At 64.8% G+C, this 12,342-nt stretch carries 15 protein-coding genes; 8 read left to right on the top strand and 7 right to left on the bottom strand.

Annotated features, from left to right (window positions below; genetic code table 11):
* Positions 1-102: 102 nt before the first annotated feature.
* The 4 genes from ASD76_RS12990 to ASD76_RS12975 all read right to left on the bottom strand — a co-directional run bounded on the left by ASD76_RS12990 (position 103) and on the right by ASD76_RS12975 (position 2,680).
* Positions 103-534: an ExbD/TolR family protein gene (locus tag ASD76_RS12990; protein WP_055923610.1), complete on the bottom strand. Its 432-nt coding sequence runs from the start codon at positions 532-534 to the stop codon at positions 103-105.
* 44 nt (positions 535-578) lie between these two features.
* The gene (locus ASD76_RS12985; protein ID WP_055924287.1) at positions 579-1,079 is read right to left on the bottom strand and encodes an ExbD/TolR family protein; all 501 of its coding nucleotides are present in this window, start codon (positions 1,077-1,079) and stop codon (positions 579-581) included.
* Positions 1,080-1,198: 119 nt separating this feature from the next.
* Complete coding sequence (locus ASD76_RS12980) at positions 1,199-1,984, bottom strand: MotA/TolQ/ExbB proton channel family protein (RefSeq protein WP_055923606.1); 786 nt, start codon at positions 1,982-1,984, stop codon at positions 1,199-1,201.
* 39 nt (positions 1,985-2,023) lie between these two features.
* Complete coding sequence (locus tag ASD76_RS12975; protein ID WP_055923603.1) at positions 2,024-2,680, bottom strand: energy transducer TonB; 657 nt, start codon at positions 2,678-2,680, stop codon at positions 2,024-2,026.
* A gap of 381 nt (positions 2,681-3,061) precedes the next feature.
* Between ASD76_RS12975 and ASD76_RS12970 the strand changes: the two genes are divergently transcribed.
* Entirely contained in the window at positions 3,062-3,907 is an 846-nt protein-coding gene (locus ASD76_RS12970) for a hypothetical protein (RefSeq protein WP_082553832.1), read from the top strand.
* Between the two features lie 76 nt (positions 3,908-3,983).
* Positions 3,984-5,297, top strand: a complete 1,314-nt coding sequence (locus ASD76_RS12965; protein ID WP_055923597.1) for a homoserine dehydrogenase — start codon at positions 3,984-3,986, stop codon at positions 5,295-5,297.
* On the opposite strand, the gene ASD76_RS12960 is transcribed toward ASD76_RS12965, so the two are convergent.
* On the bottom strand, positions 5,294-5,761 hold the full coding sequence (locus ASD76_RS12960; RefSeq protein ID WP_055923594.1) for a hypothetical protein: 468 nt from the start codon (positions 5,759-5,761) through the stop codon (positions 5,294-5,296). The two genes, ASD76_RS12965 and ASD76_RS12960, sit on opposite strands and share 4 nt — an antisense overlap.
* 135 nt (positions 5,762-5,896) lie before the next feature.
* Between ASD76_RS12960 and glpX the strand changes: the two genes are divergently transcribed.
* Positions 5,897-6,880: a class II fructose-bisphosphatase gene (gene glpX / locus ASD76_RS12955; RefSeq protein WP_055923591.1), complete on the top strand. Its 984-nt coding sequence runs from the start codon at positions 5,897-5,899 to the stop codon at positions 6,878-6,880.
* Positions 6,881-6,883: 3 nt separating this feature from the next.
* Here the strand turns inward: glpX and ASD76_RS12950 are convergent, their stop codons facing one another.
* Entirely contained in the window at positions 6,884-8,617 is a 1,734-nt protein-coding gene (locus ASD76_RS12950) for a sulfatase-like hydrolase/transferase (RefSeq protein WP_055923588.1), read from the bottom strand.
* Between the two features lie 206 nt (positions 8,618-8,823).
* Here ASD76_RS12950 and ASD76_RS12945 point away from each other — a divergent pair, with 206 nt between their 5' ends.
* The 3 genes from ASD76_RS12945 to ASD76_RS12935 are packed head-to-tail and all read left to right on the top strand — an operon-like array spanning position 8,824 to position 10,986.
* The gene (locus ASD76_RS12945) at positions 8,824-9,759 is read left to right on the top strand and encodes a ribose-phosphate pyrophosphokinase (RefSeq protein ID WP_055923585.1); all 936 of its coding nucleotides are present in this window, start codon (positions 8,824-8,826) and stop codon (positions 9,757-9,759) included.
* Between the two features lie 31 nt (positions 9,760-9,790).
* A complete protein-coding gene (locus tag ASD76_RS12940; RefSeq protein ID WP_055923582.1) occupies positions 9,791-10,213 on the top strand; it encodes a cupin domain-containing protein in 423 nt (140 codons plus the stop codon).
* A complete protein-coding gene (locus ASD76_RS12935; RefSeq protein ID WP_055923579.1) occupies positions 10,210-10,986 on the top strand; it encodes an inositol monophosphatase family protein in 777 nt (258 codons plus the stop codon). The genes ASD76_RS12940 and ASD76_RS12935 overlap by 4 nt, the downstream gene beginning before the upstream one ends.
* A 9-nt stretch (positions 10,987-10,995) precedes the next feature.
* Here ASD76_RS12935 and ASD76_RS12930 read toward each other — a convergent pair whose 3' ends face one another.
* Positions 10,996-11,412: a VOC family protein gene (locus ASD76_RS12930; protein ID WP_055923576.1), complete on the bottom strand. Its 417-nt coding sequence runs from the start codon at positions 11,410-11,412 to the stop codon at positions 10,996-10,998.
* A 206-nt stretch (positions 11,413-11,618) separates the two neighbouring features.
* On the opposite strand from ASD76_RS12930, the gene rpmI reads away from it, so the two are divergent.
* Together rpmI and rplT are read left to right on the top strand one after the other, a co-directional pair.
* On the top strand, positions 11,619-11,822 hold the full coding sequence (gene rpmI / locus ASD76_RS12925; protein WP_055923571.1) for a 50S ribosomal protein L35: 204 nt from the start codon (positions 11,619-11,621) through the stop codon (positions 11,820-11,822).
* Between the two features lie 28 nt (positions 11,823-11,850).
* Positions 11,851-12,210, top strand: coding sequence for a 50S ribosomal protein L20 (gene rplT, locus ASD76_RS12920; protein WP_055923568.1), 360 nt, complete (start codon positions 11,851-11,853; stop codon positions 12,208-12,210).
* Positions 12,211-12,342: the final 132 nt, after the last annotated feature.

Raw genomic sequence — 12,342 nt, 5'->3', positions numbered from 1 at the left:
GATTGCACTCAGACCAGGGCAGACGAGAGGGCCAGAAACGAAAAAGGGGCGGATCGCTCCGCCCCTTCTCCCGTCCAGTGTGGCTGGTTGCGTCTGGTGACGCTACTTGCCGAACACTCGATATTTGTCGTTCCCGACGAAGCCGAACTTGGTCACGCCCGAAGCCTTGATGATGTTCAGCACTTTGGCCGACAGATCGTAGCTCGCGAGGGCTTCCGGTTCAAACTGCAGTTCCGGCTCGACCGCGAAGGTCCGCGAGGTCTGCAGATTGGCCACCAACGTACCCTGGTCGATCGGCGCACCGTTCCACAGGATCTCGTTGGCCGGCGTCAGAACGATCTTGTTCTTAACCGGATCCACCATGTCTGGCGGAGGGTTCGGGTTGGGCACCGGAAGGTCGATATCGACCGAGTGGGTGGCCACAGGGATAGACATGATGAAACAGATGAGGAGCACGAGCAGGACGTCGATCAACGGCGTCATGTTCATTTCCATCATCGGGGCGCCGTCGTCTTTGCCGCCGGACATCGCCATGGGGACTTACTCCTTGAATTCCACTCACCCGTCGGTCCGGCGCCTTAGGCGTTCGGATCGACCGGGTTGGAGATGAAGCCGACGGTCGGGTAACCGGCCGCCTGGATGTTGTAGATCGCACCCGCGACGCAGCGCCACGGGGTGTTCACGTCGGCGCGAATGTGAACCTGCGGAATCGTCTCGGGATTGGCGACGAGCGCCTCGATCCCGCCCGCACGCTGCACAATTGCATCGAGACGCTTGAAAGCCTCGTCGTACAGCTCGGTCGAATCCACCGGGGTGGTGTTGTTGAAGAACACCCGGCATTCACCGCCGCGATAGGCGCCGGTGTAATCCGTGCGGATCGTGCCTGGAGTCCGGCCTGATTCGTCGGTCGTCGTAACCGTGAGGAGAAGGTTCTCGACCTTGTCCTTCGATTCCTGCGACGCGATGATCGGGATTTCAAGCTTCTCGACCGTCTGCATGGCGACCGGAACCGCAATAAGGAAGATGATCAGCATAACCAGCATCACGTCCACGAGGGGCGTGGTGTTGATGTCTGACATCGGCGTTTCTTGACCGCCGCCTACCGCCATTGCCATCGTTGTTGTCCTATCTCAGTATCGGTTAGAAGGGCGGGCGGCCCGCATGCCAGGTCCCGCCCCTCCAATTACTTACGTCAGGCTCAGGCCTTGGTGGTCGCAGCCGGAGCGGCCGGACGGGCAGCAGCCGGAGCGGCAGCCTTCGCCGGAGCGGCAGCGGCCAGGGCCGGCTTCACCACACCACGCGAGGTGATGTTGGCGAGCAAGTCGGTCGAGAAGCCCGCGAGGAGCTCGGCGATCCGCTTGTTGCGGCTCTGCAGCCAGTTGTAGGCGAGCACCGCCGGCACCGCGACGAGCAGGCCGATGGCGGTCATGATCAGCGCTTCGCCGACCGGACCCGCGACCTTGTCGATCGAGGCCGAACCGGCGATGCCGATGTTGATGAGCGCGCGGTAGATGCCGATAACGGTACCGAGCAGACCAACGAACGGTGCAGTCGCACCGACGGTGGCGAGGAACGGCAGGCCGCTGGCGAGACGCGCGTTGATCGAGTTCTCCGAGCGATCGAGCGAGCCGTGCAGCCAGTCGTGCGCTTCGAGCGAGTCGGTCATCTTGGAGTGCTGGCTTTCGGCGGCGAGGCCGTCGTCAACGAGCTGGCGCCATGCGCTGTTCTTGTCGAGCTTCGACGCGCCCTCGGCGAGGGTGTTCGCGCGCCAGAAGCCGCCGCGGATATGCTTGTACTGGCTCAGGATGCGGTTCTGCTCCAGCAGCTTGGTGATCAGGATGTAGAACGATCCAACCGACATGATCACGAGGACCGTCAGAATGGACCAGGCGATCGCGCCGCCCTGTTCCATGGCTTCCATGAAGCCGAACTTGGTCTGCGGAGCCGCTTCGCCGGCGGCCGCGGCCAGGATGTCAATAAGCATGCGGGTATTCCTCTCTTAAAAAGATCTGAAAAGCCGAATTTATCTGCTCAGCTGATAGACGATGGTCGTGCTGGCCGAACCCGTGGTCGGGTTGCCGTCATTATCCAAAGCAGGGTTGTAGCGGGCGAAGCGGGTCATGCCTTCGCAGGCCGCATCGTCGAGCACGCTCGACCCGCTGGAGTTGGTGACGCTGCAGCCGGTCACACGGCCGTTCGCGCCGATTGTGACCCTGACGCCGACACGTCCTTCTGTTTCGTCGCGGATGGCGCGGGCAGGATAGTTTTCCTGAATACGCGCTGCCCAACGACCCTGACCGTCCGGCGTCGCCCCACGAGCCTGTGAAGGCGCGGGCGGCGGTGGCGGCGGTGCCGGCGGAGCCGCACGAGGGACCACGGGCGCCGGAGGCGGCGGCGTGGTTACCGTTTGGATCGGCGGCGGCGAAACCGAAATGTTGATTGGCGGCGGCGGCGCAACCGGGGGCGGCGGCCGTACCTCATCTGGCGGCGGCGGCGGCGGTTCTTCCTCCGGCGGCGGCGGTTCCTCGATATCCACGGTGGTCACACGTTCGACCAGCTTCTTAGCCGCAGAGTATGCAAGGCCCGTAATGAGCACATAGCCAAGAGCAACGTGGATAAGGGCAACGACGATGATTGCGATAATCTTGCTACCGCTCATCTGTTGGTCAGCGTAAGCCATCCAGTCCCTTCACTCCGTTCATTATTACACCGGACCGAGATCCGGCACCGACGAGGACCACCGGATAAGTAATCCGGGGGCTACCCCATAAATTTTCCACCGAAGGCCCCGTCGGCTGCGAAACCGATCCGGAAGGACATCCGGTAGAGCCAGCGAGACCTGTTGATTATCGTTCTCAGGTCCCGATTAGGCCGAGCCTTAACCGCGAAGACTGGCTTGGGCAAACGCTTTGTCGGTTCACCTACGATTCACGCGTTTACGGGTGGAACGCAGCTTGTGTCGAGAGCCATACGGGCCAATCATAGGCCGGGCGCGCTTGGGGAAGTTAGCGGCGCGATTGGAGAATAGACGATGTATTGTTTGAATCGAGGGGGCGGATACTTGCGGTCCAAAGCACTGGCGGCGACGCTGATATTTGGCGCAACCTGCGGGATTCCGGGCGTTACTCATGCCCAAAACGCCTCCCCAATCCCCCCCGTCGTCGAGGCCACCTACGCCGATGTTGCCGACCTCGTGCAGGCTTCCGGACTGGTTGCTCTGGTCAACGTGAAAGACCAGGCCGTTGTCGAGCCGACCCGCGCGCAAGGGCTCGCCCCAGGGCACGCGCGACTCTACCTCGAAGCCCAGACTGAGGCGTTACTTTCGGGCCGCGCCGCGGTTGGCGAATCGCTCGTTTACCTTGTCGATGTTCCGCTCCTGCCGAACGGCAAGGCGCCCAAGCTGAAGAAACAACGATTCATCGTATTCGCCCAACCCGTGCCCGGGCGCCCTGGCGAACTGCAGCTAACGGACTCGTCAGCGCAACTCCCCGCCAATCCCGCCACGGAGCAGAAGGTTCGCGCGGTAATCGCCGAGTTCGCCTCACCCGACACCCCGCCCAAGGTAACGGGGATTCGCGAAGCCATGTCGGTCGCAGGAAACCTCGCCGGCGAATCGGAGACTCAGCTGTTTCTCGATACCGCTACCGGCACCCCGGTTTCGCTAAGCGTGGTGCGACGACCGGGCATGCAACCGCAATGGGGCGTGTCCTGGAGCGAGATCGTCGACCAGTCCGCCCGCGCGCCCCAGGCCGACACGGTCGAATGGTATCGGCTGGCTTGTTTCCTGCCCTACCGCCTGCCTGCCAATGCGCTCGTGCAGAACGACGGCCCCTCGCGCAATCGGGCCGATGCCGACTATCGCTTCATCATGGACCAGCTCGGCGCCTGCCCACGCAACCGCGGTTGAGTTCGTTCCGCCACTAGCCAAGCGGGTCGCGGCGAATTAACGCCGCGCCCGCAACACTAGGGACCTGAGGGAACGAATGACCGCATCGCATGACACATCGCCGCTGAGGATCGCCCTGGCCGGTCTCGGGACGGTGGGCGGCGGCGTCATTCGCCTGCTGGAGACCAACGCCGACCTGATCGCGCGTCGCGGCGGTCGGCCGATCGAGATCGTCGCCGTCTGCGCTCGCGACCGCACCAAGGACCGCGGGGTCGACCTGTCGCTCTATCCCTGGGAAGACGACATGGCGCTGCTGGCAGAGCGCGAAGACGTAGACGTCGTAGTCGAGCTCGTGGGCGGATCCGACGGCCCGGCCCTGGCATTGGCCCGTCGCGCGCTGGCAGCGGGCAAGGGACTGGTCACGGCCAACAAGGCCATGATCGCCCACCACGGGATGGAGCTTGCAGCCGCCGCCGAGTCGGCCGGCGTTTCCCTCAAGTTCGAAGCCGCGGTTGCAGGCGGCATTCCGGTGATCAAGGGCCTGCGCGAAGGGGCCGCGGCCAACGCCGTGTCGCGGGTCTACGGAATCCTCAACGGCACCTGTAACTACATCCTCTCGACGATGGAAAAATCAGGCCGCGACTTTGGCGAGGTGCTCGGCGAAGCGCAGGCGCTCGGTTATGCCGAAGCCGACCCGAGCTTCGACATCGAAGGCGTCGATGCCGCGCACAAGCTGGCGATTCTCTCCGCGATTGCTTTCGGCAGCCGTGTCGATCTCGAAGCGATGGAGATCGACGGCATCACCCGCATCCGCAGCGCCGACATCGCCCAGGCGGCGGCGCTGGGCTACGTCATCCGCCTGATCGGGATCGCCGATCGCGATGGGGCGGGGGACGGCCTGTTCCAGCGCGTCCAGCCGTGCCTGGTGCCGCGCAGCCATCCGCTCGCTGCGGTTGATGGACCGACCAATGCGGTCGTGGTCGAAGGGAATTTCTCCGGGCGCCTGCTTTTCCAAGGTGCAGGCGCTGGCGATGGTCCGACGGCGAGCGCCGTGGTGGCCGACCTGATCGACATCGCCCGGGGCGTCGCGACGCCGCCGTTCTCGGTGCCGGTCGCTGCGCTGGAAACACTCGATCCAGCCGATCCCGGCCACCGCCTGAGCAGCACTTACTTGCGCTTCACCGTCACCGACCGCCCAGGCGTGCTGGCCGAGATTACCGCCGCCATGCGTGACGCCGGGGTCTCGATCGAAAGCCTGATCCAGCATGGCCGCCACGAGGAGGGCGGCGAGGTGCTGGTGGCGATGGTCACGCACGAAGGTCCGGAAAGCGGCGTTGCCCGTGCGCTGGCCCTGCTCGAAGGTTCGGCCAGCCTTACGGAACCGCCGCTGGTGATGCGCCTGTTGGGCTAAGGCGCCGCGAGACTTTGGGGTTCGGGCGGGGGCCCGTCCTCTGCCCGGAAAACCATCGCGGCCTCCTCTTCGGTCAGCGGCACCGGGATCGCGCTCAAGTCGATCAGGTGAACCTGGGGCGGCACCCAGCCGCCCTTGATGCAGACCGTTTGGCTCTTGCAGGGTGGAATACCGAAGACGTCGGGAGCGCGGGGCACGCGGTCGGCGACGGGCTCGCCGGTGCGGATCGCTTGGTCAGTGGAAGACTCCACCCTGTAGGCATCGGGGTCGGTAGCACAGACGACGATTTCGCCCGGCTCGCCGACCGGGCACCGGCGCATGAGGCCCGGCGGCCGATAGGCCTCACGGGCGGCCTCGATCATCTCTTCGGCAGTAGGCTCGCTGTCGGTTTCCTGGGCCGATGCCGGTTGGACGAAAATGCTGGCTGTCAGCGCTGCGGCGAAGGCACTTGCAGACTTCCGCATTCGAGCCCCCCTCGGCCGGGTGTGCCACAGACACGGCACTGCCGCTGAATCGCTCATGAACCGGCAACGGCCCGCTCGACAGCGGCCTTCTGTCGGCATAACTTCGCAAATATCGCCAAGAGACGCGGAGCCGCCATGCCCTCCAGCAAGACCGCCGCCACCGGCAGTGTCCTCGACAGGGTGCTAGTGCTTGAAATGGTCCGCGTGACTGAAGCTGCCGCGATCGCTGCGTCGGGCCTGATCGGCCGGGGTGACGAGAAAGCCGCCGATGCCGCCGCGGTGGAGGCGATGCGCCGGGCTTTCGACGATCTCTACATCGATGGCACCGTCGTCATCGGCGAGGGCGAGCGCGACGAGGCGCCGATGCTGTATATCGGCGAGCGCGTCGGCGGCGCCCCGGACAAGGGGCCGAAGATCGACATTGCGCTCGACCCTCTCGAAGGTACGACGATCACCGCCAAGGCCGGGGCCAATGCGTTGGCCGTGCTCGCCGCCGCTGAAAAGGGCTGCCTGCTCAACGCGCCTGACGTCTACATGGAAAAGCTTGCCGTCGGGCCGGGCTATCCCCCTGGGGTGATCGACCTGACCAAGCCTGCCCGCGAAAACATAGCGGCCGTGGCCCAGGCCAAGGGCGTCGCACCCAACGAACTGATCGCCTGCGTGCTCGATCGTCCCAGGCACGCCGCCCTCATTGCCGAGCTGCGCGAGATCGGTTGCGGCATTCAGTTGATTCCTGACGGCGACGTCGCGGGGGTCATCGCCACAACCGATCCCGACACGACGATCGATATCTACATGGGTTCAGGTGGTGCTCCAGAGGGGGTGCTGGCGGCTGCGGCCCTGCGTTGCGTTGGCGGCCAGTTCAACGGGCGCCTGCTATTTCGCAATGACGATGAAAGAGGCCGCGCCCGCAAACTGGGCATCGAGAACCTCGACCGGATCTACTTGCTGGAAGACCTGGCGAAGGGCGATTGCATCTTCGCCGCCACGGGCGTCACCGACGGTTCACTGCTCGAAGGCGTCAAGCGCCGCCGTGGCCTGATGACTACCGAAAGCGTGGTGATGAGGGCCAGCACCGGGACCGTGCGCTGGGTGAAGACCGAACACCGAACCGATTGAGGCTCAGGGTATGCGCGCCATCTGCGCGTAATCGCTTGCCGGAGGCACTGCCAGCTCGGCCCGGTTGAGTTGGCGCCAGTTGGGATCACGCCCCAGAGAGGCGTTGTAAGTCGGGGTGAAGCTGTAGGCGTCCTTTGTCGCCGACATCAGCGTCGGACCGTAGAATGCCAGGGTTTGCTCCGGGGCGTAGCCCATCAACGCCAGCAGCGTGGGGAACAAACGGAAGTGGCTCATGCCATCGAAGTTGGCTGAGGCAGAGGCGCACCAGTCCACTTTCGAACCCGAGCCTGCGATCACCACCATCGGCACGGCGCCTTCCTCCGGCCGCGGATCCGGAACGCAATGCGTCGAGCCGCCCGCCCCACCGCGCTCGTGCAGGTCCTGTCCGTGATCCGAAGTGTAGAGGATCACCGCCCCGGTCCCAGCCACCCGCGGCAGCAGCCGGTCGAAGAAGCCGCCAGTGCTCCAGGCGACGGTGTTGCGATAGGCATTTCGGTAGAGCCGCCAATCCTCCTCGCTCGCGGCGGTGACGCCAGGAAGCGAGGCGATATCGGTGATGCCTTCAGTGCGGCCGCGGACCGGTAGTGGGCGGAACGTCGCCGCGGCGTCGGGAAACTTGTCCGCCACAGGGAAGTGCGCGCCGACCTTGTTGACCAGGATCAGCTCGGCAATTCCATTGTGGAGCCGTTCGCCAAGGATCTGCGCCAGGCGATGGTCTCGTTCCGGCACCGGCGTGTCGCCGATCTGGACGAAGTCGTCGATCTCGGCTCGTTCGGCCGGGGTCATGAGGTTCTGCAGCTCTCCGCCTGAGCGCTGACCGTCGAGGTAGACGGTGCGGCGGCCGGAGCGGTGGGCATAGGCCCAGATCGAGGGCATTTCTGCGGCAGCCCGGCGGTAGTTAGCGCGCGTGCCACCAAAACGCAGCGTTCGGTTGCTGCCGGCGCTGCAGTTGGCGACCGACGCGGCCACCCCGAAGTTGGCGATCGATATCCCCGGCCGGCCTTCGGCGAGACCCGAATAGACGCCCGCGCGCTGGTTGATGTCGAGATAGTTGGCGGCCACGCTCTCGTCGATCACCAGCACCACGTCGCCTGCTGCGAGCGCCGGGCCCGGGGCCAGGCCTACGGCCTGGCGCGGGTGGTCTTCTTCGGTCAGCCGTAGCGTGGCCATGATCGCGCCTTGAGCCAGTGGCGAGAACGGCGCCGGAAGCGCCCGCGCTCCTTCGCCGCCGCGCAAATAGAGCATTCCCGCGAGCGCGATCACGGCTCCGGCGGGAACAATCCAGCCCAATCCATATCGAAGCGCAAAGCGGCCGGGCGGCAGGGCGACGGCTAGGAACAGGACCAAGGCTGCGCCGATCGCCTGCAACAGGACACTGCCATGCTGGCTTAGCGCATCACCGGCGTCGCCACGCGAGGCGACCATCATCTCGAAAGCCTCGTAGACCAGCGGCGAGCCGGTGGCCCATTCGTAGCTGTGCAGCATCACCGAGCCGACGGCGAGAACCGCAGCAGTGGCAATTCGTAGAGGCGTGGAGCGGATGAGCGCCGCCGCGCAGAGCGCGAGCACGAGCGCACAATAGAGCATCAGGAACGCGAACAACCCGGTCGAGAGTCCTAGCGAAGTCACCCTCTCCCCGACGACTGCGTGGTCGAAGCCGAGATAAAGCGCGAGCAGCAGCAGCTTCGCCCACAGGGTCGCGCTGATCGATGTTTGGCGGAATCGCGGTTCGCTCATCTGTACGGCGACCCCTTGCCCTCGTGCCTCACCCAGCGGTTAAGAGCCCGGCAAATAGGCGTATTGTCTTAACGTCCTGCAAAGCGATCTGCGCACAGATCGGGGAAAGACCGCGACTCAGGTTGCAATCATGTGACGCTTGGCTAGAGCCGGCGCATCCGAATCCAGCGCGTAAACGCCAGAACGTAAACGGGGACCCATCCGCGATGAAACTCATGGCCGGCAATTCGAACCTGCCGCTCGCCCGCGCTATCGCGGCCTATCTCGAGGCCGAGCTGACCGATGCCAGCGTGCGGCGCTTCGCCGACGAAGAAATCTTCGTCGAGATTCACGAGAACGTGCGCGGCGAAGACGTCTTCATCATCCAGTCGACCAGCTACCCGGCCAACGACAACCTGATGGAGCTGCTGATCGCGATCGACGCCTGCCGTCGCGCCTCGGCCAAGCGAATCACCGCGGTGCTTCCGTACTTCGGCTATGCCCGGCAGGACCGGAAGCCTGGCCCGCGTACCCCGATCTCGGCCAAGCTGGTCGCCAACCTGATCACCGAAGCGGGCGCCAATCGTGTGCTGTCGGTCGATCTGCACGCGGGACAGATCCAGGGCTTCTTCGATATCCCGACCGACAACCTCTATGCGGCGCCGACGATGGCGGCCGACATCAAGGAGCGATACGAAGGCAAGGACCTGATGGTCGTTTCGCCGGACGTGGGTGGCGTGGTTCGGGCCCGCGCGCTCGCCAAGCGGCTCGATAACGCCCCGCTGGCCATCGTCGACAAGCGCCGTGAACGCCCGGGCGAATCGGAAGTCATGAACATCATCGGCGACGTGCGCGGCCGCTGCTGCATCCTGGCGGACGACATCGTCGATTCGGGCGGGACCCTGTGCAACGCGGCGCAGGCGCTGATGGATGCCGGCGCCAAGAGCGTGGCCGCCTACATCACTCACGGAGTGCTCTCGGGCAGCGCCGTGGCTCGCGTGGATAAATCGGCGCTGACCGAGCTGGTGATCACCGATTCGATCCTGCCGACAGACGCGACGACTGACTCCAGCCGCATCCGCGTGCTGTCGGTGGCTCCGTTGATCGGCGAGGCCGTGCGGCGAATTGCCGACGAAAGCAGCGTCAGCTCGCTGTTCGATTGAGCCCCCGAGCGGGGTTCTGGGGAGTATCGCCATGCGCCTCAGTTGGATCATCGCCGCCACGGTCTATGCCGCCTCGCTGCCCTTCGCCTATGCTCAGGCGCAGCAAGAATCGTCCGCGACCAGACCGCCTCGGGGCTCCAACGAGGTCCTGCGCTCGCCGATCTCCGGCATCCCAGGGGTGGAGGTGATCGTCTCCGACGTGGTGATCCCGCCCAACGCCCAAGTGGCGCGGCACTATCATCCCGGCGAGGAGTTCCTCTACCTGATCGAGGGAACCGCTACTCACGTTGAGGAAGGCAAGCCTGACTTGCCACTCAAGGTCGGCGACACTTACGTGATCCCGCCCCGCGCAATCCACGCCCCCAAGGGCGGACCGGAAGGAGCGCGAGCGATCGTGTTTCGTGTCCACACCGCCGGTCAGCCCGAACGAATAGAAGCTCCGGGACCCCAATGAACCTGACTGCCGAAATCGCTCTCGCTCACCGTCTCGCCGATGCCGCCCGCGAGGCGATCAGGCCGCACTTCCGCACGCCCATCGATGCCGAGCGCAAGGGCGACGCGACACCGGTGACCATCGCCGACCGGTCTGCCGAAGAAGCGATGCGGCGCATTCTCACCGCCGAGGTCCCGCAGGATGGGATTCACGGCGAGGAGTTCGGGGTGAGCGAAGGGCGTTCGGGACGCCAGTGGGTGCTCGACCCTGTCGACGGGACTTGCGCCTTCCTGGCCGGACGAGCGACCTTCGGAACGTTGATCGCCCTGCTGATCGACGGCTTTCCGGTGCTGGGCGTGATTGACCAGCCGATCCTCAGCGAGCGCTGGCTGGGCGTCGCAGGGCAGCCCACCACGCTCAATGGCCAGCCGGTCTTGGCGCGAGCCTGCCGCCAGCTCTCCGACGCCACCATCGCTACGACTGGGCCACAGTACTTCACCCACGAAGAGGGCGACCGGTTCATGGCGCTCGCCCAGAAGACCGACCACAAGCGCATGGTCATGGGTGGCGACTGCTACAACTACGCCCTGCTGGCGACGGGCTTCGTCGACGTGGTCTGCGAGAGCGGCCTCAAGCTCCACGATTTTGCCGCGCTGGTGCCGGTGGTCGAAGGAGCGGGCGGCCTGATGTGCGACTGGAACGGCGAACCCCTGCACGCGGGCTCCGACGGCCATGTCCTGGCGATCGGCGATCCCGCGCGGCTGGAAGACGTGCTGGAGGCGTTGGGGGGCTAGCCCCTAGCACTATCCCTTCTTCGGCCCCCCGATCGACCAGGTGAAGCCGAACGGGTCCTCGACCTGGCCATAGCGGTCGCCCCAGAACTGGTCTTCGAGCGGGAACACGACTTTGGCTCCGGCGGCCAGCGCCCTGTCCCACGCCGCGTCGGCATCGGGAACCTGCAGGTGCAGCGTCACCCCGCCCGGAGCCTGGGACTGCACGCCGTCACGATATTCCGGGAAGTCGTCATTGAGCATCAGCGAGCCGCCGTTGAGCGACAGGTGCGAATGCATCAGCCGCTTTCCGTCGTCGGCCAGGTGATGCATCTGTTCCTTCGCGCCGAAAGCCTGCTCGTAGAACTTCACCGCTTCGACCCCGCGGCCATCGCGAATCGTGAGGTGTGCGGCTACACCGCTAGCCGGGCCCTGGTTCTCATTTTCCATCTTCGCTCTCCCCGAGTCGGACAGACCTGTCATTTAGCATCCCTCGGCGGCGAGCGGGGAAACGCTTCGAGGGGGTAGCTCGGCCTTGCCATCGCCACCGCTTGCGCCTAAGGGCCCCCGCTTCACAGACACGTAATCATCGGCCGGCCTGGCTCACATGGGCTGCCAGGGCTGGTTTGGACGTGTCCCTGAACAAGGAGACGAAAATGCCCAAGCTGAAGACCAAAAGCGGTGTGAAGAAGCGCTTCAAGATCACCGCAACCGGCAAGGTCAAGCATGGTGTCGCTGGTAAGCGCCACCGCCTGATCAGCCACAACGCGAAGTACATCCGCCAGAACCGTGGCACCACCGTGATCGCCGACGCTGATGCGAGGACGATCAAGAAGTGGGCCCCCTACGGCCTCGATTGAGCCGGGTTAGAGACAGGAGTATTTCGAAATGTCCCGTATCAAGCGTGGCGTAACCACTCGCCAGAAGCACAAGCGGATTCTCGACCAGGCCAAGGGCTATCGCGGTCGCCGCAAGAACACCATTCGCGTCGCCCGTCAGGCGGTCGAGAAGGCCGGGCAGTATGCCTACCGCGACCGCAAGGTGAAGAAGCGGACTTTCCGCGCTCTGTGGATCCAGCGCATCAACGCTGCGGTTCGCGCGGAAGGCCTTACCTACTCGCAGTTCATCCACGGCACCAAGCTCGCCGGGATCGAACTGGACCGTAAGGTCATGGCCGACCTGGCGATGAACGAAGGCGGCGCGTTCGCCTCGATCATCCAGCAGGCGAAGGCCGCTCTGCCGGCCTAACGGTCGACTGAACGCTAAAGAAGCAAGGGCGTGGACGGGATGCCGTCCGCGCCCTTCTTTTTTGCGTGCCGTGGGAAACCCGGATGGTTCGTCTAGGGGTTATTACTGAGTTGCGCGGGGGGAATATCGAGG

This window comes from Altererythrobacter sp. Root672 (genome assembly GCF_001427865.1).
Lineage (GTDB): Bacteria > Pseudomonadota > Alphaproteobacteria > Sphingomonadales > Sphingomonadaceae > Croceibacterium_A.
Note: the sequence above shows the minus strand (reverse complement) of the source record. Positions and strands in the feature narration are given on the sequence as shown.